General features: G+C 60.6%; 11 protein-coding genes. 8 read left to right on the top strand and 3 right to left on the bottom strand.

What is annotated here, in order from left to right:
- Positions 1 to 5: 5 nt before the first annotated feature.
- Positions 6 to 1,400, bottom strand: a complete 1,395-nt coding sequence (gene ahcY, locus NANH_RS0114205) for an adenosylhomocysteinase (protein ID WP_027262642.1) — start codon at positions 1,398 to 1,400, stop codon at positions 6 to 8.
- A 146-nt stretch (positions 1,401 to 1,546) separates the two neighbouring features.
- On the opposite strand from ahcY, the gene NANH_RS0114200 reads away from it, so the two are divergent.
- Positions 1,547 to 2,143: an HD domain-containing protein gene (locus NANH_RS0114200; RefSeq protein ID WP_027262641.1), complete on the top strand. Its 597-nt coding sequence runs from the start codon at positions 1,547 to 1,549 to the stop codon at positions 2,141 to 2,143.
- A gap of 3 nt (positions 2,144 to 2,146) precedes the next feature.
- Here NANH_RS0114200 and NANH_RS0114195 read toward each other — a convergent pair whose 3' ends face one another.
- Positions 2,147 to 2,701, bottom strand: a complete 555-nt coding sequence (locus NANH_RS0114195) for an ActR/PrrA/RegA family redox response regulator transcription factor (protein WP_027262640.1) — start codon at positions 2,699 to 2,701, stop codon at positions 2,147 to 2,149.
- A gap of 85 nt (positions 2,702 to 2,786) precedes the next feature.
- Positions 2,787 to 3,407, bottom strand: coding sequence for an SCO family protein (locus NANH_RS0114190; RefSeq protein ID WP_027262639.1), 621 nt, complete (start codon positions 3,405 to 3,407; stop codon positions 2,787 to 2,789).
- A 90-nt stretch (positions 3,408 to 3,497) separates the two neighbouring features.
- On the opposite strand from NANH_RS0114190, the gene regB reads away from it, so the two are divergent.
- From regB to addA, 7 genes are all read left to right on the top strand, one after another.
- Positions 3,498 to 4,895 (top strand): sensor histidine kinase RegB, encoded by a 1,398-nt coding sequence (gene regB, locus NANH_RS0114185; RefSeq protein ID WP_027262638.1) that lies wholly within the window; start codon positions 3,498 to 3,500, stop codon positions 4,893 to 4,895.
- A gap of 82 nt (positions 4,896 to 4,977) precedes the next feature.
- Positions 4,978 to 6,531 (top strand): PAS-domain containing protein, encoded by a 1,554-nt coding sequence (locus tag NANH_RS0114180; protein ID WP_027262637.1) that lies wholly within the window; start codon positions 4,978 to 4,980, stop codon positions 6,529 to 6,531.
- A 44-nt stretch (positions 6,532 to 6,575) separates the two neighbouring features.
- A complete protein-coding gene (gene tsaE, locus NANH_RS0114175; RefSeq protein ID WP_027262636.1) occupies positions 6,576 to 7,055 on the top strand; it encodes a tRNA (adenosine(37)-N6)-threonylcarbamoyltransferase complex ATPase subunit type 1 TsaE in 480 nt (159 codons plus the stop codon).
- The gene (locus NANH_RS0114170; RefSeq protein ID WP_027262635.1) at positions 7,048 to 8,046 is read left to right on the top strand and encodes an aminoglycoside phosphotransferase family protein; all 999 of its coding nucleotides are present in this window, start codon (positions 7,048 to 7,050) and stop codon (positions 8,044 to 8,046) included. Before tsaE ends, NANH_RS0114170 begins: the two co-directional genes overlap by 8 nt.
- Positions 8,043 to 8,735, top strand: a complete 693-nt coding sequence (locus NANH_RS0114165; RefSeq protein WP_027262634.1) for a nucleotidyltransferase family protein — start codon at positions 8,043 to 8,045, stop codon at positions 8,733 to 8,735. Before NANH_RS0114170 ends, NANH_RS0114165 begins: the two co-directional genes overlap by 4 nt.
- Positions 8,728 to 11,667: a double-strand break repair protein AddB gene (gene addB, locus NANH_RS0114160; RefSeq protein WP_027262633.1), complete on the top strand. Its 2,940-nt coding sequence runs from the start codon at positions 8,728 to 8,730 to the stop codon at positions 11,665 to 11,667. Before NANH_RS0114165 ends, addB begins: the two co-directional genes overlap by 8 nt.
- A complete protein-coding gene (gene addA, locus NANH_RS0114155; protein ID WP_027262632.1) occupies positions 11,664 to 15,047 on the top strand; it encodes a double-strand break repair helicase AddA in 3,384 nt (1,127 codons plus the stop codon). Before addB ends, addA begins: the two co-directional genes overlap by 4 nt.

Raw genomic sequence — 15,047 nt, 5'->3', positions numbered from 1 at the left:
AATGGTCAGTACCGGTAGTGTTCGGGCTTGAACGGCCCGTCGGGCGCAACCCCGATATAGGCCGCCTGTTCAGGACTGAGCGACGACAGTTTCACGCCGATCCGCGCCAGGTGCAGGCGAGCGACCTTTTCATCCAGATGCTTGGGCAGCACATAGACCTCGTTCTTGTACTGATCCCCCCGCGTCCATAGCTCGATCTGCGCCAGAGTCTGATTGGTAAAGCTGGCTGACATCACAAAGGACGGATGGCCGGTGGCATTGCCTAGGTTCAACAGGCGGCCCTCAGACAGCAAAATGATCCGGTTGCCCGTGGGCATCTCGATCATATCCACCTGTTCCTTGATGTTGGTCCACTTGTGGTTCTTCAGCGACGCGACCTGAATTTCGTTGTCGAAATGTCCGATATTGCCGACGATGGCCATATCCTTCATCTCGCGTAGATGCTCGATGCGGATAACATCCTTGTTGCCGGTAGTGGTGATGAAGATGTCGGCGGTCGAAACCGCATCCTCCAGCGTTACCACCTCGAAACCGTCCATTGCCGCCTGCAAGGCACAAATCGGATCGACCTCGGTCACCTTGACGCGTGCGCCTGCACCGCTGAGGCTGGCCGCCGAGCCCTTGCCGACATCGCCGTAGCCGCAGACCACGGCAACCTTGCCCGCCATCATCGTGTCGGTGGCGCGACGGATGCCGTCGACCAGCGATTCCTTACAGCCGTACTTGTTGTCGAATTTCGACTTGGTCACACTGTCGTTAACGTTAATCGCCGGGAACGGCAGGTGACCTTTCTCCATCATCTGATACAGGCGATGCACACCGGTGGTGGTTTCTTCGGTCACACCCTGGATCATGTGGCGCTGCTTTACGAACCAGCCCGGGCTGGCTGCGATACGTTTTCTGATCTGCGCAAAAAGGGCCTCTTCTTCCTCGCTGGTCGGCACGGCAATCAGATCTTCCTCACCCTCTTCGACCCGCGCGCCCATCAGGATGTACAACGTCGCGTCGCCGCCGTCGTCCAGGATCATGTTGGCTCCGCCCTCGGCGAAATCAAAGATCCGGTCGGCATAGTCCCAGTATTCCGGCAAGGTTTCGCCCTTGACCGCGAAAACCGGCGTACCGGTGGCCGCAATTGCCGCTGCTGCGTGATCCTGGGTGGAAAAAATATTGCAGGACGCCCACCGCACATCGGCCCCAAGATGCACAAGCGTTTCGATCAGCACCGCGGTCTGGATCGTCATGTGCAAACTGCCCGCAATCCGTGCGCCTTTCAGCGGTTTGCTTTCGCCGTATTCCTCGCGCAGCGCCATCAGGCCCGGCATTTCGGTTTCGGCAATATCCAGCTCCTTACGGCCATATTCCGCAAGGCCGATGTCTTTGACAATGTAATCCTGAGCCATTGGGCCACCCTTTGCTTCCTGTTGGCGCCCCCGTAGCAGGTTCAGGGTGCATTCTCAACGCCCGGCAAAAAACCGGTTTTCAGCAATGCCGCTTCGTGGGATGTACGGCGCGTCCACGACACGCCGATCGAAAAAGGAAGTGCTGCATGGCCAAACAACCCCGCGCATGGCAGCGCATGCTGTCAGGTCGCCGTCTGGATCTGCTGGATCCCACTCCTCTGGATATCGAAATCGAGGACATTGCCCACGGGCTGGCCTTTGTCGCGCGCTGGAACGGGCAGACCATCGGCGATTTCGCCTATTCCGTCGCTGAACATTCGTTGCTGGTTGAGGCCCTATTTGGCCGAATTTCCCCAAACGCCCCGGCCAAATGGCGACTGGCGGCGCTGTTGCATGACGCGCCCGAATATGTGATCGGCGACTTGATTTCACCGGTCAAGGCCGCTGTCGGGTCAGGATATGGGGAACTGGACGACCGGCTGGTGGCGGCAATTCACATCCGGTTCGGCCTGCCCGCAACGATCCCCACGACCATCAAGCGGCAAATCAAAAAGGCCGACCGCATCAGCGCGTGGATGGAAGCGACGCGGATCGCGGGGTTTTCCGTCACCGAGGCCAACAAGTTCTTTGGCAAACCCGATCCCACCCTGATTACCGATCTCGATATTCGGCTGCGCCCTCCGGTTCAGGTGCGTTCGGACTACACCAATCGTCACAATACCCTGTTGCGGCAACTGACCTGACTCTCAGCGAGGGCTGCGCTTCGCCAGGATCCGCTGCAGAGTGCGCCGATGCATGTTCAATCGGCGTGCGGTTTCGCTGACGTTGCGATCGCACAGCTCGTAGACCCGCTGAATATGCTCCCAGCGCACGCGATCCGCGCTCATCGGGTTTTCCGGTGGCGGCGGAAGTTCATCGCCATTGGCCAACAGCGCATTGGTGATATCGGTCGCATCTGCGGGCTTTGACAGGTAATCGGTCGCTCCGATCTTGACTGCCGCCACAGCCGTGGCAATTGCGCCATAGCCGGTCAGAACCACCACCCGACTGTCGGGCCGCTTTTCACGCAGCACTTCGACCACATCCAGCCCATTTCCATCCTCCAACCGAAGGTCCACAACCGCAAAGGCCGGTGGGCGCGCTGTAGCGATGGCTCTGCCAGCCGCGACCGACGAGGCCGTTTCGATTTCGAAACCACGCTTTTCCATTGCCTTGGCCAGCCGCCGCAGAAAGGGTTCGTCGTCATCCACCAGCAACAGGGATTTGTCAGGTCCGATCTCATGCGCTGCTGGTTCGGCCATTCGGGTCCTCCAAGGATGTGGTAGCTGCAAAAGCGATTGATCGAGTATTAACGTCGTCACCACAAAGGTCAAACGCCGTGTCGCGTCAGGAATTTTCCAGAAAACACCCAATCTGATCGGCCATTTCGTCAGGCGAGACGTCGCGGCGAAAAAACTCGACGAACCCGTAGTCGGGCAGGACCAAATAACTGAAGGTCGAATGGTCCACCAGATAGAACTCGTCTTCCGCCTCGTGCGCCTTGTAATAGGTCTTGTAGGCTTGGCTTGCCGCCTTGACCTGCTCGGGCGATCCGGTCAGCCCAATCATCCGCTCATGCAGGTTGACAGCAAAATCGCCGACGGCCTCGGGCGTATCCCGCGCCGGATCTATCGAGATGAACACCGGCGTCACCATCTGATCGCGTTCTTCCAGAATATCGATAGCAACCGCATTGCGCGCAACGTCCAGCGGGCAAACATCCGGACAGAACGTATATCCGAAATAGATCAGCGACGGTTCAGTTAAAACGTCCTTGTCGGTGACTGTCTGACCCTGTGAGTTTACGAGCTCGAACGGTCCGCCGATCTGGTCGGAACCACCTGCAATCTGGCTGCTGCGGCACTCTGCAAATCGATCGTCCGGGGTTCGCCCCACCGTAAGCAACCACAGGGCCGCGATCAGAATGGCGATAAATGCGGCGGCAACAATCGCATAAATGCGTGTCATGTCAGAAATACTCCGGCACCGGGAACGGTTGACGTTTCGGCACGGACTCCTATCAACTTGGTCAGCCGTTGCAACCGGGTTGAGACGCCAATGACCGATTTTGACATGGGCCTTTTGCGCGGGCAATCCCGCAACAACTGGATTCGGCTGCGCACGCTTATCCTGTTGCGCTGGTTCGCCATAGCAGGTCAGCTGACGGCAATCACCGTAGCCCAGCACCTGTATCACCTGCAGCTGAATCTGGGTCTGTGCTATATGGCGGTTGGAATTTCGGTCATCGCCAATCTGGTCGCCATTTTTGTATTTCCCGAAAACAAGCGCTTGTCGGAGACCGAAAACTTCCTGATGGTGATGTTCGACCTGATGCAGCTTTCATTTTTGCTGTATCTTTCAGGCGGGCTGAACAATCCGTTTGCGCTCCTGCTTCTGGGTCCAGTTACGGTTTCCGCAAGCGTCATGGGGCTGCGCTCGACCGCATTGATTGGCAGTACGGCGATCGTTCTCGTGACTTTTCTGGCACAGTTCTACCTGCCGCTGCGGACTGAACAAGGTTTCGTGCTGCGCGTGGCGGATGTGTTCATATTCGGAAACTGGGCGGCCATCGTCATCGCCATCATCTTCATGGGTGCCTATTCGCGACGTATCAGTTCCGAAATGCGCTCGATGAACCACGCCCTGATCGCCACCCAGATGGCCCTTTCACGCGAACAGAAGCTGACCGATCTGGGCGGCGTCGTGGCCGCTGCCGCACACGAGTTAGGCACGCCGTTGGCGACCATCAAGCTGGCCAGTGCCGAACTGATCGAAGAGCTGGAAAGCCGACCGGAACTGCGCGAGGATGCCGAACTGATCCGCCAGCAGGCGGATCGCTGCCGGGACATCCTGCGCGACATGGGCCGTGCCGGCAAGGATGACCTGCATTTGCACCAGGCCCCTCTGAGTACGATCATAAACGAAGCCGCCGAGCCTCATGCGCACCGTGGCAAACATCTGCACTTCGAAGAAGGCCCCGGCGCGGGCGGAAGCCCTCAGCAACCTTCGGTGCTGCGTAAACCGGAAATAATCCACGGTCTGCGCAATCTCATTCAAAATGCGGTCGACTTTGCGCACGCCAATGTGTGGATCGAAGCGACTTGGACCGATGATGTGATATCGGTCCGAATTCTGGATGATGGCCGCGGGTATCCCCCCCAAATGATCGGGCGCATCGGCGATCCGTTCATGCGGCACCGCCGCAGCGACTCGGACCGCAAGAAACGCCCCGAATACGAAGGCATGGGGTTGGGTCTGTTCATCGCCAAGACACTGCTGGAACGCTCGGGTGCCGAATTGAGCTTTGCCAATGGCTCCGACCCCTATCGAGCGGACAAGCAAAACACGAACCGGCGCGGCGCCATCGTCGAAGTCGTCTGGCCACGCGGCAAAATCGACGCGCAGTTTGGGGAAAACGCGGTGCCGATCGGCCTGAATCAGCCGATCGAGATCTGACTCTCGACGACCCGAATTAAGCCGCCGTTAACCATTTGGGCGACACAATGCTGCGGGACCAATTCAGGGAAAAAGCTGCAGAATGCAGGAATTCTCAATCATCGAATGGCTTGCGATGGCAACGATTTGCCTGACCGCAGCTCTGGCGGCCGTTGCGCTGATGTCGCCGCGACTGCAACAGCGGCGGACCGGGCCAAAGTCGACCAGCGAGGTGATCTGGATCTTCGACGGTACCGACCTGGTGGACGCGACAGTCCTGGCACGCAAGCTGATTGGCGACTCTGACGCCCCCTGCGAATGGCGAGATCTGCATCGAGAGCTCTGCACCGGCTATCCGACATTTCCGAAATCCCCGCGGGACGTGGAAAAAGTGGGGTCGGTCGTTGCGCCCTCACTTGAAAGCGCCGAACCCAAAGAGGTGGTCTGCGAATGGATCGGGGGCATCACCCGGGTTCATCTGCGACAACGTCAGGACCACACCGTCCCGCCGCCAGATGCCGCACGGGTTCTGTCCGCGGCCTCTCACGAACTCGAAACACTGCGCTTCGCGCTGAACAATGCCCACTACCCGGTCTGGCGCGTCAGCGACAAGGGCGAGGTAATCTGGTTCAACAAGGCCTATGAAGATCTGTGCATGTCGGTTCTGGGCAAGAAACCCGGTCCCGATACCGCACTTTTCAGTGCCTCATACGACATCCCGATTCCGACCAAGAAGGGTCGGCGCAGCGTGACGATTCCAGCCACCGGCAAGAAATTGTGGTTCGATGTCACCATCGTGCAACATAACAACGGTACCCTGATTTATGGCGTCGACATAAACGCTGTGGTGGATGCCGAACAGGCGCAGCGCGATTTCGTTCAAACCCTTGCCAAGACCTTTGCCCAGCTGTCGACCGGCCTTGCGATCTTTGACCGTGATCGCCAGCTCGTGCTGTTCAACCCTGCCTTGATCGACCTCACCGCCCTACCCGCCGAGTTCCTCAGCGCGCGACCGACTCTTTTCTCATTTTTCGATCGTCTGCGCGATCAGAGGATGATGCCGGAACCCAAGAACTATGGCAGCTGGCGTGACCAGCTGGCCGATCTGGTCGCCGCGGCGACCGATGGGCGGTATCAGGAAACCTGGTCTCTGGCCTCGGGGTCGGTCTATTCCGTCAGTGGCCGTCCGCATCCCGACGGAGCCATCGCCTTCCTGTTCGAGGATATCACTGCTGAAATCACCCTGACCCGCAGGTTTCGGTCGGATCTGGAACTGGGGCAGGCGATCTTCGACCGGCTGGACGATGCCATCGCGGTATTTTCGATGGAAGGCACCCTGACCTTTTCGAACGCAGCTTATCACGCCTTGTGGGACGTGGATCCGGAAATGTGCTTTGCCCAGACTTCGATCCTGGATTCGGTACGTGTCTGGCAGGCCGGCTGCATGGCCACCCCGGTCTGGGGCGACATTCGTGACTTTGTCGGATCACAGGAAAACCGGGCCGAATGGTGGGCCAAGGTCACGATGAACTCTGGCGAGGCGCTGGTCTGCAGTATCCATCCGATCCAGAGCGGTGCGACAATGATCAACTTTACCCGTCCGACGGTCGATGCTCCCGTTGCGCTTCAAAAGGCACCGGCCCTGACCGCCGATTGACAATCCCGCTTGCGGCCAGAATCGCCGCCCGGCATTGTGGCGCAATGAACCCTGCGTCCATCTCCATGACCCTGCGCTCCCCAGACGCCACCGCCGATCTGGCCGTCGCCATAGGCGCGTGCCTTGCCCCCGGCGAATGCCTGCTGCTGGACGGCCCAATCGGCACCGGTAAAACCCATTTTGCCCGCCATCTGATCAAATCACTGCTGTTGGAAAACGAGGACGTGCCTTCGCCAACCTTTACTCTGGTTCAAACCTATGACACCCGCGCTGGCGATCTCTGGCATGCCGACCTATACCGTCTAAGCGCGCTGGACGAGATCGAGGAACTGGGCCTGAGTGACGCATTTGACTCTGCAATCTGTTTGGTCGAATGGCCTGCGAAACTCGGTCCTCTGGCACCCGAATCCGCATTGACGATACGGTTCCGCCTGGACGATACCGCCGAAGAGTCGCGCCAGGTCGAGCTGCAGTGGAGCGATGCAAAGTGGGGCCGTAAACTGGAGATGCTGCAAAATGTCTGAACGCGACGGCCTGGCCCGTTCCTTTCTGGACGGCACAGAGTGGGCCAATGCCCGCCGTTCGCCACTGGCCGGAGACGCATCGAATCGGCGGTACGAACGGCTGACACAGCCAACAACAGGGAAAACGGCGGTGTTGATGGATGCCCCGCCGGACAAAGGTGAAGATGTCCGCCCCTTTTTGTATATCGCGCGTCACCTTTGCGCCATCGGCCTGAGCGCACCCGAGATATTGGCCGAGGATTGTCACAACGGCTTTCTTCTGATCGAAGATCTGGGAGATGCATTGTTTGCACGGGTAATCCCGGTGCAGCCGCAGCTTGAGCCGACGCTATATGCCGCCGCAACCGATGTTCTTTTGACATTGCACGGCGCCGGACTGCCTCAGCTGGACAGCTATGACACCGGGCTTATGACAGAAATGGCCGCCCTGGCCTTTGCCAAATACCGTTTTGGAATCATGGGCGACGCAAATGGAGAATCCCAATTCCGCGATGCGTTTTCTGCCCTCCTTGACTCGGTCACCCCCGCACGGCCCGTCCTGATTCAGCGCGATTATCACGCCGAGAATCTGTTGTGGCTGCCAGACCGACAGGGTGTGGCGCGGGTCGGATTGCTGGATTTTCAGGATGCGATGGCCGGACATCCTGCCTATGATCTTGTGTCGCTTTTGCAGGACGCCCGCCGTGATGTGCCCGCTGAAATCGAAACAGCCATGATCACCCGCTACCTGCAAGGGTCCGGGCTGGCGCGCAATGCGTTTGAAACCGCCTATGCTGTGCTGGGTGCCCAGCGGAACCTGCGGATTCTGGGTGTGTTTGCGCGCTTGGGGCAGGACCGTGCCAAGCCGCACTATGTCGATCTGATTCCACGCGTCTGGGCCCATCTGATGCGAGATCTTGAACACGCCGCGCTGGCTCCTGTGGCTGAATTGTTGCATGATGCCCTGCCGCCGCCGACCCCGGCCAACCTGCAAATGCTCAAAGCGTCATGATCCATAGTCCACAAGCGGTCATGCTGTTTGCGGCAGGGTTTGGCACCCGGATGGGTGCATTGACGCAGGATCGGCCCAAGCCTCTGATCCATGTCTCAGGGCGGCCTTTGATCGATTATACGCTGGACCTGGTGCATGCGCTGAAACCCACACGGATCGTGGCCAATACCCACTATCTGCCGGACCAGATCGAGGCACACTTGCAACCGCAAGGGGTCACGATATCAACCGAACTGCCAACGATTCTGGAAACCGGCGGAGGCTTAAAGGCCGCGCTGCCGCTGCTGGGTCCGGGTCCTGTTTTCACTGGCAATACCGATGCGATCTGGCGCGGTCCGAATCCGTTTCGTCTGGTGCAACAGGTCTGGCAGCCCGACAGGATGGACGCGTTGCTGGTGTGTGTGCCCATCGCCGAGGCCATGGGACATGGAGGGCACGGCGATTTTATCCCGAACGAGGATGGACGTCTGACGCGGGGGCCTGGCTGGATCTATGGCGGCGTGCAGATTATCAAGACAGATCGGTTGGCCGAAATTCCGGACCGGGTCTTTTCTTTGAATCGTCTGTGGGATCTCATGTTGGAAGACAAGCGTCTTTTCGGTCTGCCCTATCCGGGAAAATGGTGCGATGTGGGCAACCCGCAAGGCATCGGCCTGGCGCAGAGCTTGCTGAACGCCACCAATGTTTGATCCCTGGCCTGTTGCGCGCGTCTTTGCCTTGCCTCCCGGCGTCGATTTTCCAAAGGCGCTGGTACACGGTCTGGTCGAGCGGTTCGCCGAGAAGCCGCCCGAAGCGCTGGCGCAGGTGCATCTGATCGTCAACACGAGCCGCATGGCGCGCCGCATTCGCGAACTGTTCGACGCCGGACCTGCCCGCCTGCTGCCACGCGTGTCGTTATTGACTGAAGTCGACCGCCACATCGCCGCAACCGACTTGCCGCCACGCATGCCTCCGCTGCGGCGGCGGCTGCAACTGGCACAGCTCATCAGCCACCTGTTGGATCGCGAACCCGACCTCGCCGCGCGTTCGTCGATCTATTCGCTGGCCGACAGCCTGGCTGGGCTGATGGACGAAATGCAGGGAGAAGGGGTGCCGGCGGACGTCATCTGCGGGCTGGACGTCAGCGATATGTCTGGTCACTGGGCGCGCGCGCAGCGGTTTTTCAAAATTGCCGAAACCTATTTACACGATCTTGACGGCCAGACGATGGATTCTCAGGCCCGAATGCGCCAGGCCGTTATTGGATTAATCGCAAGCTGGCAGAAAGCGCCACCTGCAAATCCGATCATTCTTGCGGGCTCGACCGGATCGCGCGGCACAACCGCGATGCTGATGGCCCAGATCGCGCGACTGCCGCAGGGGGCAATAATTCTGCCGGGGTATGATTTCGACCAACCGGAATCGGTCTGGGCCGGGCTCGACAGCGCCCTCCATTCTGAGGATCATCCGCAATACCGCTTTAAACGTTTGATGCAGATGATGGGGGTCGGGCCGTCGGATATTCACCCCTGGACCGATGCACGCCCACATTCGCCTGCGCGTAACCGACTGATTTCCCTGTCTTTGCGCCCCGCTCCGGTGACCAATGCCTGGTTGACCGAAGGCCCCGGCCTGAGAGATCTAGACCGGGCCACCCAAGATGTGACCCTGGTGCAGGCCCCGGATCCGCGCAGCGAAGCATTGGCCATTGCTCTGCGGCTGCGCCAGGCGGCAGAAACCGGACAAACGGCTGCCTTGATCACGCCGGACAGGATGTTGACCCGCCAGGTCGCGGCGGCATTGGATCGGTGGGATATCCTGCCCGACGACAGCGCCGGTTTGCCACTGCAACTGTCACCGCCGGGGCGGTTCCTGCGCCATGTCGCAGGCCTGTTCGCGCATCGGCTGACGGGCGAGATGTTGCTGACCCTGCTCAAGCACCCGCTGTGCCACGCCGGTGACGGTCGCAACACTCATATGCTGCACAGCCGCGATCTGGAATTGCGCCTGCGTCGGCACGGCCCGCCGTTCCCGGCGGCACAATCGCTCGGCGACGCCTGCTCCAGCCTGAGCAGCTTGCCGCCACAGACCTGGATCGACTGGCTGACCATGCAATTCTGCGCGCGTGACACCACCGCCGCCCTGCCCCTGACGGACTGGGCCGCGATGCTGCGTCAAACAGCGGAAACACTGTCTGCGGGCAGTTGCGCCGCAGGCAGTGGCACGCTTTGGGAAAAGAACGCCGGGCAAAAGGCGCTGGCCGTTCTGGATGATCTGGACTCAGAAGCCAGGAACGGCGGCACCATGAACGCCCGCGACTTTGCAGATCTGCTGGGGGCGTTGCTGAGCAGCGAAGAGGTCCGGGACCGCGACGCCCCGCATGAGCGGATCATGATCTGGGGCACATTAGAAGCACGGGTGCAGGGTGCCGACCTTTTGATCTTGGGTGGGTTGAACGAAGGCAGTTGGCCAGAAGCGCCCGACCCCGACCCGTGGCTGAACCGGGCATTGCGCGACCGGGCCGGACTGCTGTTGCCTGAACGCCGGATCGGGCTCGCCGCGCATGATTTTCAACAGGCGGCGAATGCGCCCGAAGTCTGGCTGACCCGCGCACAACGCTCTGATGATGCCGAAACGGTCCCTTCGCGCTGGCTGAACCGGCTGATGAACCTGCTGAACGGCCTGCCCGATCAGAACGGTCCTGACCTGTTGCGCGGCATGCAGACGCGTGGCCAGATCTGGCTGGATTGGGCCGCCGAACTGGATGCCGTCGACGAGAGTCGGCCCGCAATACGGCCCTCCCCCCGCCCGCCGGTGGCGGCGCGACCCCGCCGTCTGTCAGTGACCGAGATCAAGAAACTGATCCGCGATCCTTACGCGATTTATGCCCGCCACGTGCTGCGGCTGAAGCCGTTGGACCCGCTGGTCAAGGCACCCGACCCGTTGCTGCGTGGCATCGTGGTGCATGATTTTCTCGAAGAATTCATCAAAGCCAGCGTAGCGCAGCCAGAAATCCTGACCCGCAGTGCATTTCTTGAAATGGCCGATCAGGTGTTGGCCCGGTCCGTTCCCTGGCCCGCGACCCGGCGGTTATGGCTGGCGCGACTGGACCGGGTGGCCAGTAGCTTTCTGGAGAATGAACGTGACAGGCAATCGGTCGCGATGCCGGTCGAATACGAGGCGGGACTGGATTTTCAGCTGGCACCACTGGATTTCAAGCTGGTCGGGCGGGCGGACCGGATCGACCGGGACACCGCTGGCGCGCTGCGGATCTATGACTATAAGACAGGCGCGCCGCCGTCGAAAGCGGAACAGGCCCTGTTTGACAAACAACTGCTGATCGAGGCCGCCGTGGCCGAAGAAGGTGGGTTTGCCAAACTGGGGCCCACCCCGGTCGCCGCCGCCGAGTTCATTCGTGTCGGCGCACCTGGCAACGACGTTCCCGCCCCGCTGGACAGCGAGCCAACCGCGAAGGTGCTGGCGGAACTGCGACGCCTGATTGCGGCCTATTTTGACCCCGAACAGGGGTTCACCGCGCGCCGGATGCTGCAAAAAGACACGGACGTCAGCGACTACGATCAATTGGCCCGGTTTGGCGAATGGGACCGCACCACAATCCCGATTCCCGAGGACCTGACATGAGTCCCCGTGACGAGGCCACCCGGCAACAGGTGCGCGCCGCGCGTCCGGATGCCTCGACCTGGCTGGCGGCCAATGCCGGCTCGGGCAAGACCCGCGTTCTGACAGATCGGGTTGCCCGGTTGCTGCTGGATGGGATCCACCCCGAGCATATCCTGTGCCTGACCTACACCAAGGCCGCCGCCAGCGAGATGCAGAACCGGCTGTTCCGGCGACTGGGCGACTGGGCGATGTTGGACGACACCCGCCTGAGCGAGGCGCTGAACGAACTGGGCTCGGATACCGCTCCCGATGTCGACCGGCTGAGCCACGCCCGCACCCTGTTTGCCCGCGCCATCGAAACGCCCGGCGGATTGAAGATCCAAACCATCCATTCCTTTTGCGCGGCCCTGCTAAGGCGCTTTCCCCTCGAAGCCGGCGTCAGCCCGCAGTTCGCCGAGATGGAAGACCGCGCCGCTGAATTGTTGCAAGCCGAAATCGTCGAGGATATGGCCGAAGGACCACATGCCTATCTGGTTGATGCAGTTGCAAAATATATCTCTGACACCGGGTTCGGCGCGCTGACCAGCGCATTGGTGCATCGGCGCGATGCGTTTCAGGCGCACTCTCATCCCGACTTGCATCAGGCATTGGGCCTGCCTGATGATTTTGACGACTCGGCATTGGCACAGCAGGTATTTCTGGGCAGCGAAACCGATCTGCTGGCGCGCCTTGTGGCGGCACTGAAGACCGGATCAACCATGGATCTGAAAAACGCCGCCAAGCTGGCGGCAATCGCCGCCCCGACCGTGTCCGATCTACCCATTCTGGAAGGCGTCTTTCTGACCGGGGCCGGTGCCAAGGCCCCGTTTACCGCCAAGCTGGGCAGCTTTCCCACCAAGGCGGTACAAAACGCCCATGCCGATCTAATGCCCGAGGTCGAAGACCTGATGCGGCGGGTCGAAGCCGCACGCGCCCTGCGGTTGGGCGTGAATGCGTTGCACAAAACCCGTGCCCTGCATAATTTTGCCGCCACTTTCCTGCCGGAATATGCCCGCCGCAAACAGTTGCGCGGCTGGCTGGATTTCGACGACCTGATTCTGAAGGCCCGGCAGTTGCTGAATGATCCGGCTGTGGCCGGGTGGGTGCTGTATCGGCTGGACGGCAGCATCGACCATATCCTTGTCGACGAAGCTCAGGACACCAGCCCGGTGCAGTGGGACGTGGTGGAAAAGCTGGCACAGGAATTCACCAGCGGGCTGGGTGCGCGCGACAACACGCGGCGCACCCTGTTTGTCGTCGGCGACAAGAAACAATCGATCTATTCGTTTCAGGGCGCTGACCCGGCCGCGTTTGATAGGATGCAGGCCGAATTCGGGCGCAGGCTGGCGGATACCGCCAACGGGCTACAGGATCTTTCGCTTGAATTTTCATTCCGATCCTCAGATGCGATCCTGCGCCTGGTCGATCTGGTCTTTGTTGGACGGTCCGATGCCGGATTTCCGGCAACCGGCCGCCACCGGGCATTCAAGACCGATCTGCCCGGACGGGTCGATTTGTGGCCGGCAGTGGACAGGGTCGCCGACGAGGAAGACCGCGAATGGACAGATCCCGTGGACCGGCCCAGCCCCGAGCATCACAACGTGGTTCTTGCCAATCGGATCGCAACAACGATCAAATGCATGATCGACGACGGCGAAACTATCCCTATCGATGGCGACACCCCCGGTCAGATTTTTCGGCGTCCGGTGTGTCCGGGCGATTTCCTGATCCTGGTTCAGCGGCGCTCTGACCTGTTTGCCGAAATCATCCGGGCCTGCAAGTCTGCCGGATTGGCTGTGGCCGGGGCTGACCGTCTTAAGGTGGGCGCGGAACTGGCGGTCAAGGATCTGGCCGCGCTGCTTGGGTTTCTGGCCACGCCCGAAGACAGTCTTGCGCTGGCTACGATCCTGAAATCGCCACTGTTCGGGTGGAATGAGCAGGAGCTGTTCGATCTGGCTCATCGGCGAACCGGCCGGTTCCTGTGGCCTGCCCTGCGGGACCGGGCCAGCGAATTCCCTGAAACCATGCGAATCCTGGACGATCTGCGCGGTCAAACCGACTTTCTGCGCCCCTATGATCTGATCGAACGCATCCTGACCCGCCACGGCGGGCGTCGCAAACTGCTCAGCCGCCTGGGTCCCGAAGCCGAAGACGGCATCAACGCACTGCTATCGCAGGCATTGGCCTATGAGCGCACCGATATTCCCAGCCTCACGGGCTTTCTGGTCTGGATCGAAACCGATGATCTGGAAATCAAACGTCAGATGGGCAGCGCCGGAGACATGGTGCGGGTGATGACCGTTCACGGTGCCAAAGGGCTGGAGTCGCCCATCGTCATTCTGCCTGACACCGGACCGCGCAAACCGCCTCAGCCTGGTGAAATCATGATGGTGGGTGATCTGCCCATGTGGCGGGTGAACACCGATCAGATGCCTGAATCGATGGCCGCGGCGCGCGATGGTGCCCGGCAAGCACAGATGAACGAGCGTCTGCGCCTGTTGTATGTGGCGCTGACGCGGGCGGAAAAGTGGCTGATCGTGGCCACTGCCGGCGATTTGGACCGCAATGGCGACAGCTGGTATCAGATGGTTCAGGCCGGTCTGGTTCTGGCCGATGCCGCGCCGCACGCGTTTCACGGCGGCCCCGGATTGCGGCTGGATCACGGCGACTGGACAGCACCTCCCTTGCGACTCGCATCGACACTGGCGCAACAGAGGGTTCCGGCTCCGGGGTTCATTCACCGCCCTGCCCCACCTCCGGTTCGTGCAGTGGAAACGCTTAGCCCCTCGGTCGATCTGGGAGGCGCCAAGGCGTTGCCGGGAGACGCCGGGCTGGAGGAACAGGCCGCCAAGCTGCGCGGCACCCGGATCCATCTGCTGCTGGAGCATCTGCCCCTGTTGACGCCTGCGGATTGGCCGGATGCTGTTGTCCGGCTGTTGCCTGACCTGCCTGCATCAGACCGCACCTTGCTTCTGGACGAAGCCGCTGCGGTCTTGACCGCTCCGGATCTGAAGGATTTGTTTACAACCGAAGCCTTGGTCGAGGTTCCCTTGACTGCTGAAATTCACGGACTCCGGATGCACGGGGTCATCGACCGCCTGATTGTGGCTCCGGGCCGGATCCGGGCGATCGACTTCAAATCCAACATGACGGTTCCTGAAAATGTGCGAACCTGTCCCGACGGGCTATTGCGGCAGATGGGGGCCTATGCCGCGATGCTGGACCGGATTTATCCTGGTCAACACATTGAAACGGAGATCCTTTGGACCCGGACCGCCACCCTGATGGTGCTGCCACACGATCTGGTGACCAATGCCCTGTTTCGCGCGCCGCGTCTTGACGGGACCGATATGGGTTCATAG

It is taken from the genome of Sedimentitalea nanhaiensis DSM 24252 (assembly GCF_000473225.1).
Taxonomy (GTDB): Bacteria; Pseudomonadota; Alphaproteobacteria; order Rhodobacterales; family Rhodobacteraceae; genus Sedimentitalea; species Sedimentitalea nanhaiensis.
This window is presented reverse-complemented; position numbering and strand designations above follow the sequence as displayed.